We start from the raw sequence: 24,670 nt of genomic DNA, 5'->3' as shown, positions 1-24,670 counted from the left end.
GAAATGCAGATGTGTGATCAACCCGGATCCCTGTGGGAGCGAGCTTGCTCGCGATGGGGCCCGACCAGACAACACACCTCCAGTATTCACTCACCGCACCGTTCCACGCTTGATCCTTCCCCCCGCACAGGCCTAATCTAGCGCCACGCAAACGTTTCACCCCCTTCGCAACACCGCTGCACCGCCACTCCATTCCAAGGAGGTTCCCGAATGTTCGATTTCCACCCCCAGCTCAAGCAGCGTTTTGCTGCCTTGCGCACGGGCGCTGAATTCTTTTCGCTGCGTTATGTGCGCGAGTCCGGCCAGTACCTGTCGGTGCGCAAGAATGTGGCCGAACCTCCGGGTTTTAACCGTGATGAAGGTGCGATGCTGACCGTTCGAGTCAACGGCGTCGAAGCCTATGCCGCGACCAACGACCTGTCCGCACAGGGCCTGCAAGCCGCCCTCGAGCGTGCCGAACAACAAGCCCGACAGCTCAAACCCTACGCCTTGCTCGACCTGCGCGACCACGCCGTGACCAGCGACCGCGCCGACTACTTTTCACCGAACATCGACCAGCCCTTCCCATCCCTGAGCGACTGCTACCAGCTGCTTGGTGCCGAGTCTGCCGCGGTGCCCAAAGACGAGCGGCTGGTGAACTGGCAAGTCAGCATCGGTATCACTCACGTTGAGCAGATCTACCTCAACAGCGCCGGCGCCGAGTTGCGTCAGGCCCAACGTTTCGTCTACCCGAGCCTGGAAGTCACCGCCTACGACGGCAGCGACAGCCAGACCCGCACCCTCGGCCGCGAGAACTTCGGCCAGCAGGGTGGCTTTGATGTGATCAGCCGCTGCGGCCTGGTCGGCGCGGGTCCGAAAATCGCCGATCAAGCACTGCAATTGCTGTTGGCACCAAACACCCCGCAAGGGCCGCGCGACTTGCTGCTGATGCCCGATCAGATGATGCTGCAGATCCACGAATCCATCGGTCACCCGCTGGAACTGGACCGCATCCTCGGCGACGAACGCAATTACGCCGGCACCAGTTTCGTCAAAGCCGACGATTTCGGCAGCCTGCAATACGGCTCCAGACTCCTCAACGTGACGTTCGACCCGGACATCCCCGAGCAGCTTGCCAGCTACGGTCATGACGACGACGGTACCGCTGCGAGCAAGCAATTCCTGATTCGCGAAGGTTTGTTGCTGCGCCCACTGGGCGGTGCGCTGTCACAATTTCGTGCCGGCATGGACGGCGTCGCCAACAGCCGCGCCTGCGGCTGGAATCGGCCGCCAATCGACCGCATGGCCAACCTCAATATCGAGCCCGGCGATCAGCCGCTGGAGCAACTGATCGGCAACATCGAGCATGGAATCATGATGTCGACCAACCGTTCATGGTCGATCGACGATGCGCGCAACAAATTCCAGTTCGGTTGCGAATGGGCTCAGCTGATCGAAAACGGCGAACTCAAAGGCGTGGTGAAGAACCCCAACTACCGGGCGATTTCCGCGCAGTTCTGGAAAAGCCTCAGCGCCGTCGGCGATGCCAGTACCGTCAAGGTCCTGGGCACACCGAACTGCGGCAAGGGTGAGCCGAATCAAGTGATTCGCGTCGGCCATGCGTCGCCAGCCTGCGTGTTCAGCAACGTTGATGTGTTTGGGGGAGACGCCTGATGAGTACCTCGAAAAATCAGGCCGATGCGTTCAAGGCCTTGGTCAACGGGTTGCGCGACGCGATTCGCGAACCGGAACAGTTCACCCTCAGCTATGCCGCTGAATCGTCGGCCTTCGTGCGCTTCAATCACGCCAAGGTTCGGCAGGCCGGTCAGGTGCAACAGGCGAGCATCGGTTTGAAACTGATCAACGATGGCCGCCATGCCGACCTCAACATCACGCTGGCAGGTGACCCTGAAGTTGACCTTCAGCGGCTGGCCGAAGGCCTGCAACAGTTGCGTGAAACCCTGCCGCTACTGCCTCAGGATCCGTACCTGTTGCTCAACTACAACGGCTGGCAGAGCAAGAACGTGCAGGAAGATCCGTTGCCGGACACCGAGCAGGTGATCGCTGAAATCAGCCAGGCGGCTGAAGGGCTGGACCTGGTGGGTTTCTACGCCGCTGGCCCGATCAGTCGCGGCTTCGCCAGTTCTTCGGGCGCGTTCGGCTGGCACCAGGCGAACAGCTTCAACTTCGACTTCAGTCTGTTTCATCAAAACGGCCAGGCGGTGAAAGCCAGCTACGCCGGGCACGACTGGAGCAGCGAAGGGTTTGCCAAGCGCTTCGCGCAGGCACGCGAGCAGCTGGCGTTTCTGGGTAGACCGCAACGCACCCTGGCGCCGGGTCAATACCGCGCCTATCTGGCGCCGGCAGCCCTGGGCGAAATCATGGACATGCTCGGCTGGGGCGGTTTCTCGGCGCAGTCGATTGCCAGCAAAAACAGTCCGCTGCAGAAGTTCTACGCGGGTGACAGCTCGTTCAGCCCATTGGTCTCGCTGGATGAAAAAGTCAGTGGATCGTTAAGCCCGGCGTTTTCCGGTGAAGGTTATCCACGCAGTGATTTGGGGCTCATTGTGGGCGGTAAAGCGGGCGCGCAAATGGTCAGCTCGCGCAGCGCCGCCGAATACGGTCTGACGGCCAACGGTGCCAGCGGTGGTGAAATGCCAAGCGCATTGAACATGGCGGCCGGCACCTTGCCCGATGCAGCGATTCTCAAGCAGCTGGGCACCGGTTTGTACATCAGCAATCTGTGGTACCTGAACTACTCGGACCAACCGGCCGCACGCCTGACCGGCATGACGCGGTTTGCGACCTTCTGGGTCGAGAACGGCGAGATCCAGGCGCCGGTGAGCACCATGCGTTTTGATGACAGTGCCTACAGTTTGCTGGGTTCGCAGTTGGAAGCGCTGACCGAAGAACGCGAGTTGCTGTTGTCGGCCAGTACCTACAGTCAGCGAGCGACGGCTTCGGCGTTGTTGCCCGGTGCGCTGGTCAGCAAACTGACTTTAACGCTGTAAACACCTTGTAGCAGCTGGCGTAGCCTGCGTTCGAGGACGCAGTCCTCGCCAGTTCAGCAAATGCGCTGTTATAGACGGAACGCGGTTACAGATTTGCGAGGACTGCGTCATCGAACGCAGGCTTCGCCAGCTGCTACAGGGACTCATCGCTCCGCAGATTGTTTCATCCCACACTGACAAGGGGTCCCATGCCCAACCGCCCGTCTCTCGACGCTCTCACCGCCCGCTGGGTGCCGTGGGTCGTTGCCATTGCCTTCTTCATGCAGTCCCTCGACGGGACGATCCTCAACACCGCACTGCCGGCCATGGCCCGTGACCTGGCGGAAGACCCATTGCGCATGCAGGGCGTGATCATCGCCTACATGCTCACCGTCGCGTTGCTGATCCCGGCCTCGGGCTGGATCGCCGACCGTTTCGGCACCAAGAAAATCTTCTTCGGCGCGATTCTGCTGTTCAGCATCGGCTCGCTGCTCTGTGCCATGTCGAGCACACTCAGTCTGCTGATCGGCGCTCGTGTGATTCAAGGTCTGGGCGGCGCGCTGATGCTGCCGGTTGGTCGGCTCGTGGTGCTACGCGCTTACCCGCGCTCGGAACTGGTGCGAATCATGGGCTTCATCACCATTCCCGGTCTGCTCGGCCCCTTGATCGGCCCGACCATGGGCGGCTGGATGGTGCAATACCTGACCTGGCACTGGATCTTCCTGATCAACCTGCCGGTCGGCGCCATCGGGTGCTATGCCGTGTGGAAGTTCATCCCCGACCTGCGCGGCAGTGAACGGACGCGTTTCGACAGCCTGGGCTTTGTGCTGTTTGGCGCAGCGATGGTGCTGATCACCATCGCCATGGAAGGCCTCGGCGAACTGCACCTGCCGCACTTGCGGGTGATGTTGTTGCTGTTCGGCGGCATGGCGTGTCTGGCGGCTTATTGGCTGCGGGCCGGGCACATCGAAAATCCGCTGTTCGCGCCCTCACTGTTCAAGACCCGAACCTTTGCCGTGGGTATCCTCGGCAACTTGTTCGCCCGTTTGGGCAGCGGCGCGTTGCCGTTCCTCGTGCCATTGCTGCTGCAAGTGGCGCTGGGTTATTCACCGTCCCAGGCCGGGATGAGCATGCTGCCCCTGGCCGCCGCAGCGATGGTCGCCAAGTCCATCGCGCGACCGTTGATCGAGCGATTGGGCTACCGAATCGTGCTGACCGGCAACACCCTGGCGCTGGGACTCATGCTGGCGAGCATGGGCCTGGTCAGCGAACAAACGCCGTACTGGCTGCTGTTGGTGATGCTGTCAATTCTGGGGGCGATTAACTCCTTGCAGTTCACGGCGATGAACACCGTAACGCTGATCGATCTCGACGACGCCAGCGCCAGCAGCGGCAACAGCCTGCTGTCGGTGGTCGCGCAATTGTCCCTGAGCCTCGGCGTTGCCTGCGCCGGCGCCTTGCTCGGCGGCTTTACGGCCGAGATCGGAAATGATGGCGTGGAGACCGTGCTGGGCGCGTTCCAACTGACCTTTGTGACGGTCGGCATCATGGCAATGCTGGCGGCAACGATCTTTTCCCAGCTCTCGCCCAAGGATGGCCGACGGATGGTCAGCCGCGAGCACGATATAGAACACTGACCTGTAGCAGCTGCCGAGGCACGAGGCTGCGTTGCGTGTCCGCAGGACCGCCCTCGGTCCTCGGGGCCGCTTCGCTGCCCAACGCAGCCTCGTGCCTCGGCAGCTGCTACTCGTCCAGAATTTGCAGGTAGAGGGAGCGAGACTGGTACACTGCGCGACATTTTGTTTTGCAGGCCAGTCCCGTGACCACCATCGCCACCGCTTTTAATACTTTGCCGCTGTCCGCCGCCATGCTGGCTAACCTCGACTCTTTGGGTTATGCCGAGATGACGCCGATCCAGGCGCAAAGCTTGCCGGTGATCCTCAAGGGGATGGACCTGATCGCCCAGGCCAAGACCGGCAGCGGCAAAACCGCGGCCTTCGGTATCGGCCTGCTGAACCCGATCAATCCGCGCTTCTTCGGTTGCCAGGCACTGGTCATTTGCCCGACTCGCGAACTGGCTGACCAGGTTGCCAAGGAAATCCGTCGTCTGGCCCGCGCCGAAGACAACATCAAGGTCCTGACCCTGTGCGGCGGTGTGTCGTTCGGTCCGCAGATCGGCTCGCTGGAACACGGCGCGCACATCATTGTTGGCACCCCCGGCCGGATTCAGCAGCACCTGCGCAAAGGTTCGCTGGTGCTTCATGGCCTGAACACCCTGATCCTCGACGAAGCCGACCGCATGCTCGACATGGGTTTCTACGACTCCATCGAAGAAATCATCGCCCAGTGCCCGGAGCGCCGCCAGACCCTGCTGTTCTCGGCCACTTATCCGGTGGGCATCAAGCAGTTGGCATCGAAATTCATGCGCAACCCGCAGCAGGTGAAGGCCGAGGCGTTCCACGACGACACGCAGATCGAACAGCGCTTCTACGAGATCTCCCCGGAAGAGCGCATGGACGCCGTGGTCAAAGTCCTCGCGCATCACCGTCCGGCCTCCTGCGTCGCGTTCTGCTTCACCAAGCAGCAGGTTCAGGAAACCGTCGATCACCTGACCGCCAAAGGCATCTCCGCCGTCGGCCTGCATGGCGACCTGGAACAGCGTGACCGCGACCAGGTGCTGGCCATGTTCGCCAACCGCAGTACATCGGTACTGGTTGCCACCGACGTCGCCGCGCGCGGTCTGGACATCGATGCGCTGGACATGGTGATCAACGTCGAACTGGCCCGTGATTCGGAAATCCACATTCACCGCGTCGGTCGTACCGGCCGTGCCGGTGAGAAAGGGATTGCGATCAGCCTCGTCGCCCCATCCGAAGCGCACCGCGCCCAAGCCATCGAGCAACTGCAGAATTCGCCGTTGAGTTGGGATCAGCTGGACAACCTCAAGTCCCAGGGCGGCGGACCGCTGCTGCCGGCGATGAGCACGCTGGTCATCGGCGCTGGCCGTAAAGACAAGGTGCGTCCAGGCGACATTCTGGGTGCTTTGACGGGCGATGCCGGCATTCCGGGCGCTCAGGTCGGCAAGATCGCGATTTTCGACTTCCAGGCCTACGTGGCCGTGGAACGCGGGATCGCCAAGCAGGCCTTGCAGCGCCTGAACGACGGCAAGATCAAAGGCCGCTCGTTGCGCGTTCGCATCCTGTAAAACCGCCACCCCTCTGTAGGAGCGAGGCTTGCCCGCGAAGAACGATGACACGGTTAATCAGGTAGACCGCATCATCGTTCTTCGCGGGCAAGCCTCGCTCCTACGCAGGGATCTGGGTAAACCCTGAGAGTTGAGTGAGGACACCGTTTTGCGCTCTACCGAAGTCGTGATCATTGGCGCTGGCGCCGCCGGTTTGATGTGTGCGCTGACCGCCGCCGGGCGCGGGCGCAAAGTGATGTTGCTCGACCATGCGAACAAGGCCGGCAAGAAAATCCTGATGTCGGGCGGTGGTCGCTGCAATTTCACCAACATGTACACCGAACCGGGCAATTTTCTCTCGCGCAACGAACATTTCTGCAAATCCGCACTGGCGCGCTATACCCAGTGGGATTTCATCGGCATGGTCGCCAAACACGGCGTGCCGTACCACGAAAAAAAACTCGGGCAGTTGTTCTGCGATAACAAATCCAGCGACATCCTTGAGATGCTGCTCAACGAGTGCGATCAGGTTGGCGTCAGCCTGCACCTGGACACCTCGATCCAGACCATCGAAAAGCTCGAAAGCGGTTATCTGCTGGACACCACGCTGGGCCAGATCACCTGTGAATCGCTGGTGATCGCCACCGGCGGCCTGTCGATTCCGACCCTGGGTGCCACCGGCTTCGGTTATCAGGTTGCCAGGCAGTTCGGCCACGATCTGCTGCCGACACGGGCCGGGCTGGTGCCATTCACCATCACCGATCAGCTCAAGGAGCTTTGCACCGAGCTGTCCGGTACGTCGGTAGATTGTCTGGTGAGCTGCAACGATCAGAGCTTTCGCGAGAACATTCTCTTCACTCATCGCGGCCTCAGTGGCCCGGCGATTTTGCAGATTTCTTCGTTCTGGGAGTCCGGCGACACGGTCGAGATCAACTTGATGCCGGACCACGACGTGCCGAGCTGGCTGCAACAGCAGCAAGCCGAACGTCCGAACAGTGAGTTGAAAACCCTGTTGGGGGAAATCTTCACCAAGAAGATGGCCAACCTGCTGGCGGATAACTGGTTCGCTTCCAAACCGATGAAGCAATACACCCACGGGGAAATTGCCGACATCGCCGAAAAACTGGCGAGCTGGAAAGTCGTACCGGCCGGCACCGAAGGCTACCGCACCGCAGAAGTGACCCTGGGTGGCGTCGACACTAACGAGGTGTCGTCCAAGACCATGGAGTCACTGAAAAGCCCTGGCCTGTATTTCATCGGCGAAGTGCTCGACGTCACCGGGCACCTGGGCGGCTTCAACTTCCAGTGGGCCTGGGCCTCGGGCTACGCCGCCGCGCAGTACGTCTGATTTACCGCGTTATCGTTCTTCGCGGGCAAGCCTCGCTCCTACAGGACCGAGGTTTGCCGTAATTTTATATACGACGCAAATCCTGTAGGAGCGAGGTTTGCCCGCGAAGGCGTCCTGACCGGCAACAAAGAATAGAAGGAACAGATTTTGCTGTCAGATGTGATCGGCGCCATTGCGTCGACGTCATTACTGGCTCAATTTAGCGTCATTGCCTCGGAAGGCCTTCACACTTCATGCCATCGACTCCGTTTCGTCAGTCTCTGCGCCGCCTTTGGGCGCTGGATAAATTCAGCTACAGCGTGCGCGTGTTCATCGCCCTGACCGGCACCATGGCGGTCTGTTGGTATCAGGATGAAATGGGGTTGTTGATCCCGTTGTTCCTCGGGATCATTGCCAGCGCCCTGGCCGAAACCGACGACAGTTGGCAGGGCCGCCTCAACGCGCTGGCCGTGACACTGGTGTGCTTCAGCGTCGCCGCGCTCTCGGTCGAACTGCTCTTCCCCTACCCCGTGATCTTTATCATCGCCCTGGCCTTGGCCAGTTTTGGCCTGACCATGCTCGGCGCGCTCGGAGAGCGCTATGGCGCGATTGCTTCGGCAACGTTGATTCTGTCGGTCTACACCGTGATCGGCGTGGACCAGCGCGGCGGCGCGGTGACCGATTTCTGGCATGAGCCCGTGCTGCTGGTAGCCGGCGCGGCCTGGTACGGTTTGCTCTCGGTGCTGTGGCAAGCGCTGTTTTCCAACCAGCCGGTGCAGCAGAGCCTGGCGCGCCTGTTCCGCGAGCTGGGTTATTACTTGAAATTGAAATCGTCGCTGTTCGAGCCGATCCGACAGATAGACGTAGAGGCGCGCCGCCTGGAACTGGCCCAGCAAAACGGCCGGGTGGTCGCCGCGCTGAACGCGGCCAAGGAAATCATCCTGCACCGGGTCGGCAACGGTCGGCCAGGATCGAAAGTCAGCCGCTACCTGAAGCTGTACTTCCTCGCCCAGGACATCCACGAGCGCGCCAGTTCCTCGCACTACCCTTACAACGCGCTGGCCGAGGCGTTCTTCCACAGCGACGTGCTGTTCCGCTGCCAGCGCCTGCTACGTCAGCAAGGCAAGGCCTGCCGCGCGCTGGCCGAATCGATTCAGATGCGCCAGCCATTCATCTATGACGCGGGCTTCGCCGAAGCATTGAGCGATCTGCACGCCTCCCTCGAACACCTGCGCATTCAGAGCAATCCGGCCTGGCGCGGCTTGCTCCGGTCATTGCGAGCACTGGCCGCCAACCTTGGCACACTGGACCGCTTGCTCAGCGATGCCAGTAACCCCGACGCCCTGGCCGATGCCACCGACAGCAGCTTGCTCGACCGTTCGCCGCGCAACCTCAAGGATGTCTGGATGCGTCTGCGCACCCAATTGACGCCGACTTCTTTGCTGTTCCGGCATGCCCTGCGTTTGCCCCTGGCCTTGAGCATCGGCTATGGGATGGTGCATTTGATCCACCCGTCCCAAGGTTACTGGATCGTCCTCACCACCCTGTTCGTCTGCCAACCGAACTACGGTGCCACGCGACGCAAACTCGGCCAGCGCATCGTCGGCACCGCCATCGGCCTGACCGCGGCCTGGGCGCTGTTCGACCTGTTTCCGAACCCTGTGATCCAGTCATGCTTCGCGATTGCCGCCGGCGTGGTGTTCTTTATCAACCGCACCGCGCGCTACACCCTGGCCACGGCCGCGATCACCCTGATGATACTGTTCTGCTTCAACCAGGTAGGCGACGGATACGGGCTGTTCCTGCCACGGCTGCTCGATACCTTGCTGGGCAGTCTGATCGCGGGGCTGGCGGTGTTCTTCTTCCTGCCGGACTGGCAGGGCCGTCGCTTGAACAAAGTACTGGCCAACACCCTGACCTGCAACAGCATCTACCTGCGCCAAATCATGCAGCAATACGCCGCCGGCAAAAGCGACGACCTGGCCTATCGTTTGGCCCGGCGCAACGCCCACAACGCCGACGCCGCGCTGTCGACGACGCTGGCCAACATGCTGATGGAGCCGGGGCACTTCCGTAAGGAAGCAGACGTCGGATTCCGTTTCCTGGTGCTGTCGCATACGTTGCTCAGCTACTTGTCAGGCCTGGGCGCACATCGGGAAACCCAGCTGCCGTCGGATGTGCGCGAGCACTTGATCGACGGTGCCGGAGCGAAACTGGCCGCCAGCATCGACGAAATCGCCCAAGGCCTGGCGAGCAAACTGCCGATTGCGATTCAGAGCGACGAGGAAGAGGCACTGGCCAATGCGCTGGAACAAATGCCGGATGAAATCGATGAAGGTCAACGTTTGGTGCAGACGCAGTTGGCGTTGATCTGCCGGCAGTTGGGGCCGTTGCGCACGTTGGCGGCGCATCTGATCAAGGACACGAGCGAGGGTTGAGAGGTGTGTTGCCTGGGCCGGCCTCTTCGCGAGCAGGCTCGCTCCCACATTTGATCTGCGGCGCACACAAATCCAATGTGTGCGAGCCTGCTCGCGAAGAGGCCATCAGTCACACACTACATCCCATGCTGTTGCATCAACTGCTCATAACTCCCGTCCGCCTTCATCGCCGCGATCTCGCGGTCGAAACCGGCGACGATTTGTTCATGCCTCGGGTTCTTCAGGCTGACCAGGATGTGCAGGCTGTTCTCGCTCAGAGGCTTGGGCAAAAACTCCACGGCGTTGCGCACTTTGGATGATTCCCGGGCCAGGTAGTACCGAGCGACGTATTCGTCTTCCAGGGTCAACTTGACCCGATCGGCCGCGACCATGCGCACAGCCATGGCAAAGTTGTGCACCGGAATCTTCTGCAGCGACACATCTTCATCGAACTCCGGCGAATAGGCATACCCGCGCACCACCGCGATCGGATAAGTGTGCAGTTGTTGCAGGTTGTTGTATTCGATGGGTGCGTCTTTGCGCTTGAGGAAGCGCACACGGTTAAGCAGGTATTCGCCGGAAAACTTCCCGATTTTGGTGCGCTCGTCGGTGTACCAGGCGTTGACCAACACGTCGTATCGACCCTCGCTCACCCCCAGCAAGGCACGTGCCCAAGGCACCTGCTCAAAATCACTGGCATAGCCTGCCCGGGCCAGCGCGGTGCTGACGATGTCTGTGGCCAACCCGCCGTTGACCAGCGTAGCGTCGGTAAAGGGCGGCCAGGCATCGGCCACCAGGCGCAGCTTTTCCGCTGCGGCGCTTTGAGTCAGCAACAGCAATCCAATCAAAGCAAAAGCCCGATGCAATCGCGGCATGCTAGAAAATCCTTAGCGGGCGGGCTGCCCAGCGTGTTTTCAGCCAAAACTCCAAGGCCTGTACCGACATAGCTCCGGTCTAACCTTAGCTCATTGACGCTATTGCATTGCGCGTCTTCGAAGATTACACAAAGAAGACAACGCCGCGCGAAATGAATGATGGCATTTTGGCTTCCATCACAGAATTTTGCGGCATACAGACATCTTTCATCCGTGCGCTTAGTATCGGAGCGACTTGGTCAAGGAATGTGAAGATGACAATCGATTGGATCTGCAAACACCATAGCGATCTGGGCAAAGAGCAGCTGTACACCATTCTGCAGTTACGTGCGCAGGTGTTCGTCGTTGAGCAGAAATGCGTGTATCAGGACATCGACGGCCAGGATCTGGAGGGCGACACCCGCCATTTGATGGCCTGGGACGGCGATCAGCTGATGGCATACCTGCGGATGCTCGACCCGGAGTTACAGGGCGGCGATGTGGTTATTGGCCGTGTGATCATTGCTCCGCAGGCGCGAGGCACCGGGCTTGGGCATGAGTTGATGGCCCAAGCGCTGAAGCACGCTGAAAAGCATTGGCCTGAAGTGCCGATTTATCTTTCGGCCCAGGCGCATTTGCAGGGGTATTACGGGCGGTACGGGTTTGTCGTGGCGGGTGAGGAATATATGGAGGATGGCATTGCGCATATCGGGATGCGTCGTCCCTGAGACCCTCATCGCGAGCAGGCTCCACATTTGATCTGCGGCGTACACAACTCCAATGTGGGAGCGAGCCTGCTCGCGAAGGCGTCAGCTCAGTCACCGCAGGCGCTAGGGATACTCCAGCACCGTTTTAATCTGCCGAAGATTTCGCTCAATCCACCCGCGATCAATCGCCCCCCACTCGCGAATCCGATAGCGTCCCGCATGGTTGCGTGCGCCTTCTTCCTGCTCGAATTCGCAAATAATATCCAGGTCCACCAATGCCGCAATGGTGTCCTGAGCCGTACGCCGTGGCATGCCGGTGACTTCAGTCAGCGCCGGCACGCTGCTGGCTCGCCCGCTGTCGATCAGGTACGCCACGTACAACCGACGGTAAAAGCTGCTCTTGGTCTTGCTCACGTCCATCTAAACACTCCCGGCTTTTGATCCTTTAATGCATGTCCCGCCACGTCAGGTACACCCGCAAATCGAACTCCACCTGGTGATACCCCGGCAACATGTGTTCGCACAGCTTGTAGAACGCCTTGTTGTGATCCGACTCTTTGAAGTGTGCCAGTTCATGCACCACGATCATTTTCAGAAACCCGGAGGGTGCCTCCTTGAACAGGGACGCCACACGAATTTCTTTCTTGGCCTTGAGCTTGCCACCCTGCACCCGGGAAATCGTGGTGTGCAGGCCGAGGGCGCGGTGGGTCAAATCCAGACGATTATCGAACAACACCTTGTCGATGGCCGGGGCATTACGCAGGTATTCCTGCTTGAGTTCCAACGCATAGGTGTACAGCGCCTTGTCGCTCTGCACGCCATGTTTTTCCGGGTAACGCTGGTCCAGGTAATCGCCCAGCCGACCTTCATTGATCAACTGGCGCACCTGGTCCTGCAATGCAGCGGGATAGGCCTGGAGGTATTTCAACACGGTCATTTGGGCGGCAACACGAGTCACGAAAAGGTCGTCAGTGTAGCGAATTCAGCCGGCCAGCGCGCTCCAGTCGAACGGCTGCACAAAGTCGCCGACGTCCTCGGCCATCATCGGCCGCGCCACCAGAAAACCTTGCACGTAACCGCAGCCATTAGCGCGTAGCCACTCATACTGAGCAACGGTTTCCACCCCTTCGGCAATGACCAGTATTGCGTATTGCTGACACAGTTCGATCACCATGCGCACCAGCGCCGCATCCCGAGATGATTCTGGCAGGCGGGCGATCAGATGCCGATCAAGCTTGAGGGTATCCAGCTCAAGGTCGCGCAGATGCGACAGCGAACAAGGCCCGACACCAAAGTCATCCAACGCTACCCGCACCCCGAGATGACGCAGCAAACGCAGCTGCTTGCGGGCCTCCTCGGGATTTTTCGCCAAGGCGTCTTCAGTGACCTCGACCTCCAGATGATGCGGCTGCAAGCCATGACGCTCCAGCACCTGGCGCAGCTCGGTCACCAGATTCGGCATGCCGAACTGGGTACTGCTCAAACTGACGCCCAGCACCAGGTCTTCGGCAAACACGGTTTCCCAGGCTTTGCGCTGCCCGGCGCCGCAGTGGTAAATCCAGCTGCCCAGACGACTGATCAACCGCGCCTCCTCCAACAGCGGTAAAAACAGCCCTGGCGGCACGTCGCCGACACTCGGATGCTGCCAGCGCAATAACGCCTCAAACCCGCGAATCCGCCCATCGGCGATGGCCACCTGAGGTTGATACACCAGATTGAAATCACGATTCTCTATGGCCGAGCGCACGCTGTCTTCGAGCATCAATCGCGAGCGCGCCCGGCCATTCATTTCGTGATCGTAGAAGCGATACTGCTGACGGCCGGCACGCTTGGCTTCGTACATGGCAATGTCGGACGCTCGCAGCAAGCCATCGAGATTGGCACCGCCATCCGGGTACGTGGCGATGCCGATGCTGGCACCCAAGGCGATGTCCAGACCATCAATCTGCTGACAGATCGACACGCGTTCAATGAGTTTCTCGGCAATCTTCGCCGCTTGCTCAGGGAATTCCAGGTCCAGCAACGCCGTGAATTCGTCACCGCCCATGCGCGCCAGAATATCGAAGGGCCGCAAGCAGGCTTTCAATTGCTCGGAAACCCAGCGCAACACACGGTCTCCGGCATCATGGCCGAGGGAATCGTTGACCCGCTTGAAACCGTCGAGATCGAGATACAGCAAGACCCACGCACCGTCTGAGCGTTCGCCGCGCAGCAGCAGGTTTTCCACCGTCTGATAGAAACCCCGTCGGTTGAGCAGCCCGGTCAGCGGATCAGTCACCGCCTGAAACTCCAGCTGCTGGTGCAAGTGGCGCACCACAGACATGTCCAACACCGTCACCACCATGGCCTGTTGCTCGGAGGGTAACGGTGCGCAGGACAGCGCAACCGGCACCTGCTGGCCGGGTGCGGTTCGTAGCGACGCATCGTGCAGGCGCAGGGTTTCACCGCGTTTGTAACCGGCCAATAGCGCTGAATCGGCCCAGATCGGAATATGCGGTTTTTGCAGGAAATCCAGAAACTCCCTGCCTTGCAGGTTCTGCACCGTGGCATCGAGCAGCCGCGACATCGCCGGGTTGGCGAAGCGGATCACGCCGCCCTCATCGACCACCAGGATGCCTTCGGCCGCGTTATCCAGCACCGAGGCATTAAACGCGCGAGCGGCCTCCAGATCATGGCTCAGGCGCTGCAACGCACGGCGATTACGCTGATGCTCAAGCAGCGCCTGGACTTTGGGCTTGAGAATCTGCGGGTCGAACGGTTTGAACAGGTAATCCACCGCGCCGCTGGCGTAACCTTTGATTACGGCGTCCTGGGACTGCTCGTTGGCGGTGAGGAAAATGATCGGCGTGAGACGGGTTCGCTGACTGCCGCGCATCAGACGCGCCACTTCAAAACCGTCCATGCCCGGCATCTGCACATCCAGCAGTACCAGGTCGATATCATGTTCGAGTAACAGGCTGAGCGCCTCGAAACCCGAGGCGGCGGTCATGACCTGCCAGTCCTGGCGCTGCAACAACGCGCACATGCTGATCAGGTTTTCAGGGTAATCATCGACGATTAAAAGGATTGAGTTGCCTTCAGCTGGCTGGGACTGCGCGCATTCCATGCTGCTTCTCTTGTTCGGGACGTCAGGCCAGTTTCTCTTGAAAACCGGACAAATACCAAGCCATCACTCTAGACCGGGTTCCGTGAAAGCAGAAGGTGTCAGTACGCCATCATTAACCAATGCGTCCATTTACCGACTAACGGTCACGCTTACAGGCCTCTAAAAGCGCGAACGATGGCATTTTGACAGGATATTGACGTCATCCATCTGTCAGGCAGACATTAACAGACCTGCCGTCTGCGCTTATAAAGACAGCCCTCCAATGCCCGTGCTAGAGCTTCTGGCACGATCGTGCTGTAAAAATTGTGGAAGCTTTATCTATGATCGATCTCGCAACCTGGAACCTCAGTGTTCCTGTCGGTAATCCGCCGTACACCGTTGACACGCAAAAACTGGTAGATGGCTTCAAGGATCAATACTTCCACTCCGACACCGGCACCTTGTTTTTCTGGACCCCGGTTACCGGCTCTAAAACCGTAAATGCAAAGTATCCCCGCACTGAACTACGCGAAACCTACAGCAACGGCACCCTGCACAACTGGCTTTACCCGGAGGCTGACAACTCCCTGCATGCCACCCTGGCGGTGAATCAGGTACCCAGCTCCGGCAAGATCGTCATCGGCCAGATCCACGCCTACAACAGCCAGAAGCCCTTGGTGAAGGTCGAATATCAGTACAAGACCACTACGCAGACAGGCAACATCGTGGCCAAAGTGCGAATGCACCCCGATGACGACGAAGGCCGGGTAATCACCATCGCCACTGGCGTGAAACTGGGTCAGGAATTTTCCTACCTGATTCACCTGAGCCCTGGCGGCGCGCTGGGCATCAGTGCCGCAGGCTACCAGTGGGACACGGACATCAGCACTACCTGGCGCGACAAGCCGCTGTACTTCAAGGCAGGGGTTTATGTGCAAGACAATACCGGGTACACCAGCGAAGGCGGGCAAGTAACGTTCAGCACGCTGGATATTGATCACGATAAGTAAGGCGGATCGCTCCGTAGCAGCTGCCGAGCCTGTGAGGCTGCGTTCGGCCGCGAAGCGGTCGTAATCCGGCGAACTCGGTATATCTGAAAAACATTGTCTCTGGTCTTTACGGCTGCTACGCAGCCGAACGCAGCCTCGCAGGCTCGGCAGCTGCTACGGGTTGCGGTTACGGGATGGGAAACGAATCGGGCATTCGCCCACAAAAAAACCCGCATCTCTGCGGGTTTTTTTGTGTTTCTTGAACGCTGGAGGCTTAGTTGACCTTGGCGTTCAACTCACCTTTGAGGTAACGCTGATACATCCCTTCCAACGAGATCGGCTTGATCTTCGAAGCGTTGCCTGCAGTACCAAAGGCTTCGTAACGGGCAATGCACACGTCGCGCATGGCAGTCACGGTGGCGCCGAAGAATTTACGTGGGTCGAATTCGCTCGGGTTGGTGGCCATCAGGCGACGCATCGCACCGGTGGATGCCAGACGCAGGTCGGTGTCGATGTTGACCTTGCGCACGCCGTGCTTGATGCCTTCGACGATTTCTTCAACTGGTACGCCGTAGGTTTCTTTGATGTCGCCACCGTACTGGTTGATGATCGCCAGCCAGTCTTGTGGCACCGAAGACGAACCGTGCATTACCAGGTGGGTGTTCGGGATGCGTTTGTGGATTTCTTTGATACGGTCGATGGCCAGCACGTCGCCGGTAGGCGGCTTGGTGAACTTGTACGCGCCGTGGCTGGTGCCGATGGCGATGGCCAGGGCGTCGACCTGAGTGCGTTTGACGAAGTCAGCGGCTTCTTCCGGGTCGGTCAGCATTTGGCTGTGATCCAGAACGCCTTCGGCGCCGATGCCGTCTTCTTCACCGGCCATGCCGGTTTCCAGCGAACCCAGGCAGCCCAGCTCGCCTTCTACCGATACGCCGCAGGCGTGAGCCATGGCCACGGTTTGTTGGGTGACACGAATGTTGTAGTCGTAGTCGGTCGGGGTCTTGCCGTCTTCGCCCAGGGAACCGTCCATCATCACCGAGCTGAAGCCCAGTTGGATGGAACGCTGGCAGACGTCAGGGCTGGTGCCGTGGTCCTGGTGCATGCACACCGGGATGTGCGGGAACTCTTCGATTGCTGCGAGGATCAGGTGACGCAGGAACGGCGCGCCAGCGTATTTGCGAGCACCGGCCGAAGCCTGGACGATCACCGGGGAGTCAGTCTTGTCAGCCGCTTCCATGATGGCGCGCATCTGTTCAAGGTTGTTGACGTTGAAGGCTGGAACGCCGTAGCCGAACTCGGCTGCGTGGTCCAGCATCTGGCGCATGCTGATAAGTGCCATTGTGTGTGTCTCTCCCGGTTGAGGGTCGTTAATCGTGCCAGCCTGCCGTAGCGGCGGCGGCTATTCAAGTTATTGCAGATCGGGGGGTTGGCCCGGGCTGCGAATTCGGTATTCGATTCCCTGTAGGAGCGAAGCTTGCTCGCGAAAGCGGTTTAACTGCCAACACATGTGTTGAATGTGCTGGCCTCTTCGCGAGCAAGCTTCGCTCCTACGGTTTGGCGCGTGCCTTCAATTACTGCGCTTTACAACCGCGGCCAATCAAATCATTGGTGGCGACCCAATACACCAGGCCTTCCTCACCTTTTACGTGAAACGCCAGCATGTCGTTGCTGTACAGCGAACCTTCGGCGCCCGCCTCGAGTTTCAAGCGGTAGACCTGATCGGCCCCACCCAGGCGAACGTCGACTTCCTTGTGGCTGTCGTCACTGTAGCGCCAAACCACTTTGGCCTGGCTGTCGCAGGTCCAGGTGGTCCAACTGTCCGTCGATTCAGCGGGCTTGAACAGGTTCAAACTGGAGCAACCTGCCAGCAATGCCAACGCCGTAACGGCGATAAAACCTTTCATCCGTGTTCCTCGACTGGCGGCGCACGCTACCAGCCCTGAGTAAAGAGTCAGACCCGTCAAGGGCAGCCACGTTCCTTGGCCGGCGTCGGTGTCTCGTATTTATCCAGGCCTTCGGGCCCGGAACGCTTGTTGATCACCGGGTTGGTTTCCGCCTGCCAGTCGGCCTGGTAACAGCCGTTCTGCGGCGCAGACGGCGCCGGATCCGGCTTGGCTTTCGGGTTACTCCCGCAAGCCGCCAGCATACCCGCGACGATCAACAGCGCTAACGTCTTGACCATCTCAACACTCCTTTGCCTGGTCAAATGGGCGGCCTCAGCCCTTGGCCCGGCTTTCCAGGACTTCAACGGCAGGCAGAACCTTGCCTTCGACGAATTCAAGGAACGCGCCGCCGCCAGTAGAAATGTAGGAGATTTGATCAGCAACGCCATACTTATCGATAGCGGCCAGGGTGTCACCGCCGCCAGCGATCGAGAACGCCGAGCTTTCGGCGATGGCCTGAGCCAGGACTTTGGTGCCGTTACCGAACTGATCGAATTCGAACACGCCCACCGGGCCGTTCCACAGAATGGTCTTGGACGACTTCAGCAGCTCGGCGAAATTCGCCGCGGTCTGTGGGCCGATGTCCAAAATCATGTCGTCTGCCGCCACGTCAGCAATCAACTTGACGGTTGCGGTGGCGCTTTCAGCGAATTCCTTGGCGACCACAACGTCGACCGGCAAAGGCACACTCACCTTGGCGGCGATGGCGCGAGCGGTCTCCAACAGGTCCGGCTCGTACAGGGACTTGCCAACCGGGTGACCGGCAGCGGCCAGGAAGGTATTGGCAATGCCGCCGCCGACGATCAGCTGGTTGCAGATCTGGCTCAGGCTGTTGAGTACATCGAGTTTGGTCGACACCTTGGAGCCGGCAACGATGGCCGCCATTGGTTGAGCCGGGGCGCCAAGGGCTTTGCCCAGTGCATCCAGCTCGGCAGCCAGCAACGGGCCAGCCGCCGCCACTTTGGCAAACTTGGCCACGCCGTGGGTCGAACCCTCGGCGCGGTGAGCGGTGCCGAAGGCATCCATCACGAACACGTCGCACAGGGCGGCGTATTGCTGGGCCAGTTCGTCAGCGTTCTTTTTCTCGCCCTTGTTGAAGCGCACGTTTTCGAACAGCACGATTTCGCCGGCTTTTACGTCGACGCCGCCCAGGTAATCGGCCACCAACGGCACTTCGCGCCCCAGCGCCTTGCTCAGGTAGTCAGCGACTGGCTTGAGGCTGTTCTCCGAAGAGAACTCGCCTTCGGTCGGACGGCCAAGGTGGGAGCAGACCATCACGGCCGCGCCTTTTTCCAGGGCCAGCTTGATGGTCGGCAGCGAGGCCAGGATTCGCGCATCGCTGGTGACAACACCGTCCTTGACTGGGACGTTGAGGTCTTCGCGGATCAGTACGCGCTTACCTTGCAGATCGAGGTCGGTCATCTTCAACACGGTCATGGGTCGCAATTCCTGAGTTACTGTTCTTTAGAGACAAGGGGTGAAGTAGCTGTTTGCAGATAGTGTTCTGCAACGTCCAGCATGCGGTTGGCAAAACCCCATTCGTTGTCGAACCAGGCCAGGATGTTTACCAGCCGCGGGCCGGAAACTCGAGTCTGACTGGCATCGACGATCGCCGAATGTGGGTCATGGTTGAAATCACAGCTTGCGTGGGGTAGCTCGGTGTAGGCCAGAAGGCCTTTGAGCGGACCGCTGGTGGCGGCCTCGCGCAGAATCCGGTTGACCTCGGTGGCATCGGTGTCGCTCACGGTCTGCATTGTAATATCGAGGCAAGACACGTTAACCGTCGGCACCCGTACGGCTTTGGCCTGAATTCGCCCGGCAAGTTCCGGCAGCAGTCGTTCGATGCCGCGCGCCAGACCAGTGGACACTGGAATCACCGACTGGAACGCCGAACGGGTGCGGCGCAGATCTTCGTGGTGATAGGCATCGATCACTGGCTGATCGTTCATTGCCGAGTGAATGGTGGTAATCGACACATACTCCAGGCCAATGGCCTGATCCAGCAGGCGCAACAGCGGCACGCCGCAGTTGGTGGTACAGGACGCGTTGGACACCAGCAACTCGTCACCGGTCAGGCAATCCTGGTTCACGCCATAGACGATGGTGGCGTCGACATCCGCCTCGCTGGCCATCGGCTGGGAAAACAGCACGCGCGGCGCGCCGGCGTCGAGAAACCGCTGGCCGTCTTCACGTGTGTGGTATGCGCCGGAGCACTCCAGCACCAGATCGACTTCCAGCGACGCCCAATCGATGCCTTCGGGGGTGGCACTGCGCAAGACCTTCACGCAGTTGCCATTGATATGCAGACAATCGCCGTCGACCCTCACTTCGCCGGGAAAACGCCCGTGAGTGGAGTCAAAGCGTGTCAGGTATTCGATGCTGGCCATGTCCGCCAGATCGTTGATCGCGACAATTTCAAACCCGGCCGTCGAGCCTCGCTCAAACAACGCACGCAAGACGCAACGACCAATCCGGCCGTAGCCGTTGAGTGCAACTTTGTAAGGACGCGGTTGAGGCATGGGGTTCTCGATTACCGTGGTGAAACCGTCATTGCAATGTTGTCCGGACCGACGCTTTCGCGAGCAGGCTCGCTCCCACAGGGTCGGTGAAAATCCTGGTGGGAGCGAGCCTGCTCGCGAAGACGTCAGCCCGGACAACGCAACTGTTGGACTTAGTCTTCCAGCAGTTCTTCAGCCTGACCCAGGATGTTTTCCAGGGTGAAGCCAAACTCTTCGAACAAGGCAGGCGCAGGCGCCGACTCGCCGTAGGTGGTCATGCCGATCACGCGACCTTCCAGGCCCACGTACTTGTACCAATAGTCCGCGTGAGCGGCTTCGATGGCGATACGGGCGCTGACTTGCAACGGCAGAACCGATTGCTTGTAGTCAGCGTCCTGGGCATCGAACACGCTGGTGCAAGGCATCGAAACAACGCGCACTTTGCGACCTTGTTCGGTCAGCTTGTCGTAAGCCTGAACCGCCAGGCCCACTTCCGAACCGGTGGCGATCAGGATCAGCTCAGGCTCGCCTGCGCAGTCTTTCAACACGTAACCGCCGCGGGAAATCTCGGCGATCTGGATCGCATTGCGGGTTTGGTGCTGCAGGTTCTGACGCGAGAAGATCAGCGCCGACGGACCGTCTTTACGCTCCAGCGCGCACTTCCAGCACACTGCCGATTCCACGGCATCGGCCGGGCGCCAGGTGTCGAGGTTCGGCGTGCAACGCAAGCTGGCCAGTTGCTCGATTGGCTGGTGAGTCGGGCCGTCTTCGCCCAGACCGATGGAGTCGTGGGTGTAGACGTGAATCACACGCTGCTTCATCAAGGCCGACATGCGCACTGCGTTGCGGGCGTATTCCATGAACATCAGGAAGGTCGCGCCGTAAGGCACCAGGCCGCCGTGCAGCGCCACGCCGTTCATGATGGCAGTCATGCCGAATTCGCGAACGCCGTAGTACATGTAGTTGCCGCTGGCGTCTTGCGCCGTAACACCTTTGCAGCCTTTCCACAGGGTCAGGTTGGAACCGGCCAGGTCAGCCGAGCCACCGAGGAACTCAGGCAGCAATGGACCGAACGCGTTCAGGGCGTTCTGGCTGGCTTTACGGCTGGCGATGGTTTCGCCCTTGGCTGCGACTTCAGCGATGTACGCCGAGGCTTTTTCCGAGAAGTCGGCTGGCAGGTCACCGCTCAAACGACGGACCAGTTCGTTGGCCAGCTCAGGGAATTGCGCAGAGTAAGCGGCGAAACGCTGATCCCACTCGGCTTCGGCCGCGCGGCCGGCTTCCTTGGCGTCCCACTCGGCGTAGATGTCAGCCGGGATTTCGAACGGACCGTAGTTCCATTTCAGTGCAGTACGGGTCAGAGCGATTTCCGCTTCGCCCAATGGGGCGCCGTGGCAGTCTTCTTTACCTTGCTTGTTCGGCGAACCGAAACCGATGGTGGTCTTGCAGCAGATCAGGGTTGGCTGATCGCTTTTGCGCGCGGTGTCGATCGCGATCTTGATTTCTTCCGGGTCGTGACCGTCGACGTTGCGGATCACCTGCCAGTTGTAGGCTTCGAAACGCTTTGGGGTGTCGTCGGTGAACCAGCCTTCGACTTCGCCATCGATGGAGATGCCGTTGTCATCGTAGAAAGCGATCAGCTTGCCCAGACCCAAAGTACCGGCCAGCGAGCTGACTTCGTGGGAAATGCCTTCCATCATGCAGCCATCGCCCAGGAACACGTAGGTGTGATGGTCGACAACGTTATGGCCAGGACGGTTGAACTGCGCCGCCAGGACTTTTTCAGCCAGGGCAAAACCTACCGCGTTCGCCAGGCCTTGGCCCAGTGGACCGGTGGTGGTTTCAACGCCTGGGGTATAGCCCAGTTCCGGGTGACCCGGGGTGCGGCTGTGCAGCTGGCGGAACTGTTTCAGGTCATCGATCGACAGGTCGTAGCCGGTCAGGTGCAGCAGCGAGTAAATCAACATCGAGCCGTGACCGTTGGACAGCACGAAGCGGTCGCGGTCGGCAAACGATGGATTGCTCGGGTTGTGCTTCAGGTAGTCACGCCAAAGTACTTCGGCGATATCCGCCATACCCATAGGGGCACCGGGATGGCCGCTGTTGGCTTTTTGCACGGCATCCATGCTGAGGGCACGAATGGCGTTGGCACGCTCACGACGGCTGGGCATCGCTGATCTCCTGGGGGTTAGATAAAACGAAACGGAAAAAAGGCGAGCATTTTCCCTCACCGGGCCGCCTCGGGGCAATGACAGATAGTCATCTGGAGACGTTTTTCCCATGGTTAGCGACGGTTTCGCCTGATGAAACCTTTCTGCTATTCGTTTGTAGAGTGAAACAAGGCTTCAGAAGTGCCATCTATCGAGCAATATCAAAACTTTTTGATATTGCCCTTGCGATGATTTCTGACGGTCACTAGACTGCTGGCCTTATGAATCTACGTGTGCCCTCCATTCAACATGACGATTGCGACGAGCTGGCGGCCCTGTGCAAAGCCGGTGGCGATCCTCTGCGGCTGAATGTATTGCGCGCGCTGGCCAACGATTCGTTTGGCGTACTGGAACTGGCGCAGATTTTCGGCATCGGCCAGTCGGGGATGAGTCACCACCTCAAGGTATTGGCACAGGCCGACCTGGTGGCGACTCGTCGTGAAGGCAACGCGATTTTCTACCGTCGCGCCCTGCCCCACACCGACTTGCTGGGTGGCAAGCTGCACGCCGCGCTACTGGAAGAAGTGGACAACCTGACCCTGCCTGCCGATGTGCAGTCGCGGATCGGTCAGGTTCATGGACAACGAGCGGCGGCCAGCCAGGACTTTTTCTCACGGGTCGCGGAGAAATTCCGCGCCCAGCAAGACTTGATCGCCGGCTTGCCGCAGTACCGCGAAAGCGTGGTGGCGCTGCTCGATAAGCTGAGTTTCAACGCAGGTGCCACAGCCATCGAAGTCGGCCCTGGCGACGGTGCATTTTTGCCGGAACTGGCACACCGCTTCACTCAGGTGACCGCGCTGGACAATAGCCCGGCGATGCTCGAACTGGCGCGCCAGGTCTGCGAACGTGAAACGCTCACTAACGTCAGCCTGCAATTGGCCGATGCATTGAACGGTGTAAGCCTCAAGGCTGACTGCGTTGTACTGAACATGGTGCTGCACCATTTCGCCGCGCCGGCCGAAGCGCTCAAGCACATGGCCCAATTGCTGCAACCGGGCGGTAGCCTGCTCGTGACAGAGTTATGTAGCCACAACCAGAGTTGGGCCAAGGAGGCCTGCGGTGATCTCTGGTTAGGGTTTGAACAGGACGATTTGGCCCGTTGGGCCACCGCTGCGGGACTCGTTCCCGGGGAAAGCCTCTATGTAGGCTTACGTAATGGTTTCCAGATTCAGGTCCGCCACTTTCAGCGGCCAACTGGCGACACTCACCATCGGTAAATTCAGGAAAAAATCGAGATGAGCGAATACTCCCTCTTCACCTCAGAGTCCGTGTCCGAAGGGCATCCGGACAAAATCGCCGACCAGATTTCCGATGCGGTGCTGGACGCCATCATTGCTGAAGACAAGTTCGCCCGCGTGGCGTGCGAGACCCTGGTGAAAACCGGTGTGGCAATCATCGCCGGTGAAGTCACCACGTCGGCCTGGGTCGATCTGGAAGAGATCGTGCGTAACGTCATTCTGGACATCGGCTACAACAGCTCCGATGTCGGCTTCGACGGTGCCACTTGCGGCGTGATGAACATCATCGGCAAGCAGTCCCCTGACATCAACCAGGGCGTTGACCGTGCCAAGCCTGAAGATCAGGGCGCTGGCGACCAGGGCCTGATGTTCGGCTATGCCAGCAACGAAACCGACGTGCTGATGCCAGCACCGATCACCTTCTCGCACCAGCTGGTTCAGCGTCAGGCCGAAGCCCGTAAATCCGGCCTGCTGCCTTGGCTGCGCCCGGACGCCAAGTCGCAAGTGACTTGCCGTTACGAAGGCGGCAAGGTTGTCGGTATCGACGCCGTTGTTCTGTCGACCCAGCACAACCCTGAAGTGTCCTACAAAGACCTGCGCGAAGGCGTGATGGAGCTGATCGTCAAGCACGTACTGCCTGCCGAACTGCTGACCAAAGACACCCAGTTCCACATCAACCCGACCGGCCAGTTCATCATCGGCGGCCCGGTAGGCGACTGCGGTCTGACCGGCCGCAAGATCATCGTCGACAGCTACGGCGGCATGGCCCGTCACGGCGGTGGCGCATTCTCCGGTAAAGATCCATCGAAGGTTGACCGCTCGGCAGCCTACGCCGGTCGTTACGTGGCCAAGAACATCGTCGCTGCCGGCCTGGCCGAGCGCTGCGAGATTCAGGTGTCCTACGCAATCGGTGTCGCTCAACCGACTTCGATCTCGTTGAACACATTCGGCACCGGCAAAATCAGCGACGACAAAATCGTCAAACTGGTTCGCGAAGTGTTCGACCTGCGTCCATACGCGATCACCACCATGCTCGACCTGCTGCACCCGATGTACCAGGAAACCGCTGCGTACGGCCACTTCGGTCGCACCCCGGCCACCAAGACTGTGGGCGACGACACGTTCACCACGTTCACCTGGGAAAAAACCGACCGCGCCGACCACCTGCGTTCGGCTGCCGGCCTGTAACACTTCCCCGGCGGTACCAAAAGCCCTGCACGGTTCTCCGTGCGGGGCTTTTTATTGCCTT

At 59.8% G+C, this 24,670-nt stretch carries 20 protein-coding genes; 10 read left to right on the top strand and 10 right to left on the bottom strand.

The features are described from left to right. Positions 1 to 210 precede the first annotated feature (210 nt). From ACM6IR_RS02340 to yccS, 6 genes are all read left to right on the top strand, one after another. Positions 211 to 1,653 carry a TldD/PmbA family protein gene (locus tag ACM6IR_RS02340; protein ID WP_414906201.1) on the top strand — a complete coding sequence of 481 codons (1,443 nt, stop codon included), beginning with the start codon at positions 211 to 213 and terminating at the stop codon, positions 1,651 to 1,653. Continuing rightward, on the top strand, positions 1,653 to 2,990 hold the full coding sequence (locus ACM6IR_RS02335) for a TldD/PmbA family protein (protein ID WP_414906200.1): 1,338 nt from the start codon (positions 1,653 to 1,655) through the stop codon (positions 2,988 to 2,990). The genes ACM6IR_RS02340 and ACM6IR_RS02335 overlap by 1 nt, the downstream gene beginning before the upstream one ends. Positions 2,991 to 3,178: 188 nt before the next feature. Next, positions 3,179 to 4,606: a multidrug transporter subunit MdtD gene (mdtD, locus tag ACM6IR_RS02330; RefSeq protein ID WP_414906199.1), complete on the top strand. Its 1,428-nt coding sequence runs from the start codon at positions 3,179 to 3,181 to the stop codon at positions 4,604 to 4,606. A 230-nt stretch (positions 4,607 to 4,836) separates the two neighbouring features. Then, positions 4,837 to 6,174 carry an ATP-dependent RNA helicase DbpA gene (gene dbpA / locus ACM6IR_RS02325; protein ID WP_414906244.1) on the top strand — a complete coding sequence of 446 codons (1,338 nt, stop codon included), beginning with the start codon at positions 4,837 to 4,839 and terminating at the stop codon, positions 6,172 to 6,174. 148 nt (positions 6,175 to 6,322) lie between these two features. Next, the gene (locus tag ACM6IR_RS02320; protein ID WP_201115918.1) at positions 6,323 to 7,501 is read left to right on the top strand and encodes an NAD(P)/FAD-dependent oxidoreductase; all 1,179 of its coding nucleotides are present in this window, start codon (positions 6,323 to 6,325) and stop codon (positions 7,499 to 7,501) included. Between the two features lie 233 nt (positions 7,502 to 7,734). Then, a complete protein-coding gene (gene yccS / locus ACM6IR_RS02315) occupies positions 7,735 to 9,918 on the top strand; it encodes a YccS family putative transporter (RefSeq protein ID WP_414906198.1) in 2,184 nt (727 codons plus the stop codon). 116 nt (positions 9,919 to 10,034) lie between these two features. Here yccS and ACM6IR_RS02310 read toward each other — a convergent pair whose 3' ends face one another. Further along, positions 10,035 to 10,772 (bottom strand): substrate-binding periplasmic protein, encoded by a 738-nt coding sequence (locus ACM6IR_RS02310; protein WP_414906197.1) that lies wholly within the window; start codon positions 10,770 to 10,772, stop codon positions 10,035 to 10,037. Positions 10,773 to 11,026: 254 nt separating this feature from the next. Here ACM6IR_RS02310 and ACM6IR_RS02305 point away from each other — a divergent pair, with 254 nt between their 5' ends. Beyond that, positions 11,027 to 11,479, top strand: a complete 453-nt coding sequence (locus tag ACM6IR_RS02305) for a GNAT family N-acetyltransferase (RefSeq protein ID WP_414906196.1) — start codon at positions 11,027 to 11,029, stop codon at positions 11,477 to 11,479. 102 nt (positions 11,480 to 11,581) lie between these two features. On the opposite strand, the gene ACM6IR_RS02300 is transcribed toward ACM6IR_RS02305, so the two are convergent. From ACM6IR_RS02300 to ACM6IR_RS02290, 3 genes are read right to left on the bottom strand one after another with little or no spacing between them, the layout of a single operon-like run. Then, the gene (locus ACM6IR_RS02300; protein ID WP_414906195.1) at positions 11,582 to 11,878 is read right to left on the bottom strand and encodes a winged helix-turn-helix domain-containing protein; all 297 of its coding nucleotides are present in this window, start codon (positions 11,876 to 11,878) and stop codon (positions 11,582 to 11,584) included. Between the two features lie 25 nt (positions 11,879 to 11,903). Further along, positions 11,904 to 12,395, bottom strand: coding sequence for a M48 family metallopeptidase (locus ACM6IR_RS02295; protein ID WP_414906243.1), 492 nt, complete (start codon positions 12,393 to 12,395; stop codon positions 11,904 to 11,906). 45 nt (positions 12,396 to 12,440) lie between these two features. Continuing rightward, positions 12,441 to 14,564: a putative bifunctional diguanylate cyclase/phosphodiesterase gene (locus ACM6IR_RS02290; RefSeq protein ID WP_414906194.1), complete on the bottom strand. Its 2,124-nt coding sequence runs from the start codon at positions 14,562 to 14,564 to the stop codon at positions 12,441 to 12,443. A 320-nt stretch (positions 14,565 to 14,884) separates the two neighbouring features. Here ACM6IR_RS02290 and ACM6IR_RS02285 point away from each other — a divergent pair, with 320 nt between their 5' ends. Continuing rightward, positions 14,885 to 15,553, top strand: a complete 669-nt coding sequence (locus tag ACM6IR_RS02285) for a polysaccharide lyase family 7 protein (protein ID WP_414906193.1) — start codon at positions 14,885 to 14,887, stop codon at positions 15,551 to 15,553. Positions 15,554 to 15,806: 253 nt separating this feature from the next. Here ACM6IR_RS02285 and fba read toward each other — a convergent pair whose 3' ends face one another. The 6 genes from fba to tkt form a co-directional block, all read right to left on the bottom strand. Beyond that, positions 15,807 to 16,871: a class II fructose-bisphosphate aldolase gene (gene fba, locus ACM6IR_RS02280; protein ID WP_008151974.1), complete on the bottom strand. Its 1,065-nt coding sequence runs from the start codon at positions 16,869 to 16,871 to the stop codon at positions 15,807 to 15,809. A gap of 232 nt (positions 16,872 to 17,103) precedes the next feature. Beyond that, positions 17,104 to 17,436, bottom strand: a complete 333-nt coding sequence (locus ACM6IR_RS02275) for an MliC family protein (protein WP_414906192.1) — start codon at positions 17,434 to 17,436, stop codon at positions 17,104 to 17,106. Positions 17,437 to 17,492: 56 nt separating this feature from the next. Next, positions 17,493 to 17,714 (bottom strand): hypothetical protein, encoded by a 222-nt coding sequence (locus ACM6IR_RS02270; RefSeq protein WP_414906191.1) that lies wholly within the window; start codon positions 17,712 to 17,714, stop codon positions 17,493 to 17,495. A 34-nt stretch (positions 17,715 to 17,748) separates the two neighbouring features. After that, a complete protein-coding gene (locus ACM6IR_RS02265; RefSeq protein ID WP_414906190.1) occupies positions 17,749 to 18,912 on the bottom strand; it encodes a phosphoglycerate kinase in 1,164 nt (387 codons plus the stop codon). A gap of 17 nt (positions 18,913 to 18,929) precedes the next feature. Beyond that, positions 18,930 to 19,994 (bottom strand): erythrose-4-phosphate dehydrogenase, encoded by a 1,065-nt coding sequence (gene epd, locus ACM6IR_RS02260; RefSeq protein WP_414906189.1) that lies wholly within the window; start codon positions 19,992 to 19,994, stop codon positions 18,930 to 18,932. 152 nt (positions 19,995 to 20,146) lie between these two features. Beyond that, on the bottom strand, positions 20,147 to 22,144 hold the full coding sequence (tkt, locus tag ACM6IR_RS02255) for a transketolase (protein WP_414906188.1): 1,998 nt from the start codon (positions 22,142 to 22,144) through the stop codon (positions 20,147 to 20,149). A gap of 260 nt (positions 22,145 to 22,404) precedes the next feature. Between tkt and ACM6IR_RS02250 the strand changes: the two genes are divergently transcribed. Together ACM6IR_RS02250 and metK are read left to right on the top strand one after the other, a co-directional pair. Next, on the top strand, positions 22,405 to 23,400 hold the full coding sequence (locus ACM6IR_RS02250) for an ArsR/SmtB family transcription factor (RefSeq protein WP_414906187.1): 996 nt from the start codon (positions 22,405 to 22,407) through the stop codon (positions 23,398 to 23,400). Positions 23,401 to 23,418: 18 nt separating this feature from the next. Then, positions 23,419 to 24,609 (top strand): methionine adenosyltransferase, encoded by a 1,191-nt coding sequence (gene metK, locus ACM6IR_RS02245; RefSeq protein ID WP_414906186.1) that lies wholly within the window; start codon positions 23,419 to 23,421, stop codon positions 24,607 to 24,609. Positions 24,610 to 24,670 lie beyond the last annotated feature (61 nt).

The organism is Pseudomonas sp. IT-P253, assembly GCF_949768125.1.
GTDB lineage: Bacteria > Pseudomonadota > Gammaproteobacteria > Pseudomonadales > Pseudomonadaceae > Aquipseudomonas.
This window is presented reverse-complemented; position numbering and strand designations above follow the sequence as displayed.

What these genes read in the sequence shown, in the direction of transcription:
- ACM6IR_RS02305 (WP_414906196.1), top strand. Translation starts at nt 11,027, where the DNA reads ATGACAATCGATTGGATCTGCAAACACCATAGCGATCTGGGCAAAGAG.
- ACM6IR_RS02290 (WP_414906194.1), bottom strand. Translation starts at nt 14,564, where the DNA reads ATGGAATGCGCGCAGTCCCAGCCAGCTGAAGGCAACTCAATCCTTTTA.
- ACM6IR_RS02270 (WP_414906191.1), bottom strand. Translation starts at nt 17,714, where the DNA reads ATGGTCAAGACGTTAGCGCTGTTGATCGTCGCGGGTATGCTGGCGGCT.
- fba (WP_008151974.1), bottom strand. Translation starts at nt 16,871, where the DNA reads ATGGCACTTATCAGCATGCGCCAGATGCTGGACCACGCAGCCGAGTTC.
- ACM6IR_RS02335 (WP_414906200.1), top strand. Translation starts at nt 1,653, where the DNA reads ATGAGTACCTCGAAAAATCAGGCCGATGCGTTCAAGGCCTTGGTCAAC.
- ACM6IR_RS02340 (WP_414906201.1), top strand. Translation starts at nt 211, where the DNA reads ATGTTCGATTTCCACCCCCAGCTCAAGCAGCGTTTTGCTGCCTTGCGC.
- ACM6IR_RS02300 (WP_414906195.1), bottom strand. Translation starts at nt 11,878, where the DNA reads ATGGACGTGAGCAAGACCAAGAGCAGCTTTTACCGTCGGTTGTACGTG.
- metK (WP_414906186.1), top strand. Translation starts at nt 23,419, where the DNA reads ATGAGCGAATACTCCCTCTTCACCTCAGAGTCCGTGTCCGAAGGGCAT.
- ACM6IR_RS02310 (WP_414906197.1), bottom strand. Translation starts at nt 10,772, where the DNA reads ATGCCGCGATTGCATCGGGCTTTTGCTTTGATTGGATTGCTGTTGCTG.
- ACM6IR_RS02250 (WP_414906187.1), top strand. Translation starts at nt 22,405, where the DNA reads ATGAATCTACGTGTGCCCTCCATTCAACATGACGATTGCGACGAGCTG.
- tkt (WP_414906188.1), bottom strand. Translation starts at nt 22,144, where the DNA reads ATGCCCAGCCGTCGTGAGCGTGCCAACGCCATTCGTGCCCTCAGCATG.
- ACM6IR_RS02295 (WP_414906243.1), bottom strand. Translation starts at nt 12,395, where the DNA reads ATGACCGTGTTGAAATACCTCCAGGCCTATCCCGCTGCATTGCAGGAC.
- epd (WP_414906189.1), bottom strand. Translation starts at nt 19,994, where the DNA reads ATGCCTCAACCGCGTCCTTACAAAGTTGCACTCAACGGCTACGGCCGG.
- dbpA (WP_414906244.1), top strand. Translation starts at nt 4,837, where the DNA reads ATGCTGGCTAACCTCGACTCTTTGGGTTATGCCGAGATGACGCCGATC.
- mdtD (WP_414906199.1), top strand. Translation starts at nt 3,179, where the DNA reads ATGCCCAACCGCCCGTCTCTCGACGCTCTCACCGCCCGCTGGGTGCCG.
- ACM6IR_RS02285 (WP_414906193.1), top strand. Translation starts at nt 14,885, where the DNA reads ATGATCGATCTCGCAACCTGGAACCTCAGTGTTCCTGTCGGTAATCCG.
- ACM6IR_RS02275 (WP_414906192.1), bottom strand. Translation starts at nt 17,436, where the DNA reads ATGAAAGGTTTTATCGCCGTTACGGCGTTGGCATTGCTGGCAGGTTGC.
- yccS (WP_414906198.1), top strand. Translation starts at nt 7,735, where the DNA reads ATGCCATCGACTCCGTTTCGTCAGTCTCTGCGCCGCCTTTGGGCGCTG.
- ACM6IR_RS02265 (WP_414906190.1), bottom strand. Translation starts at nt 18,912, where the DNA reads ATGACCGTGTTGAAGATGACCGACCTCGATCTGCAAGGTAAGCGCGTA.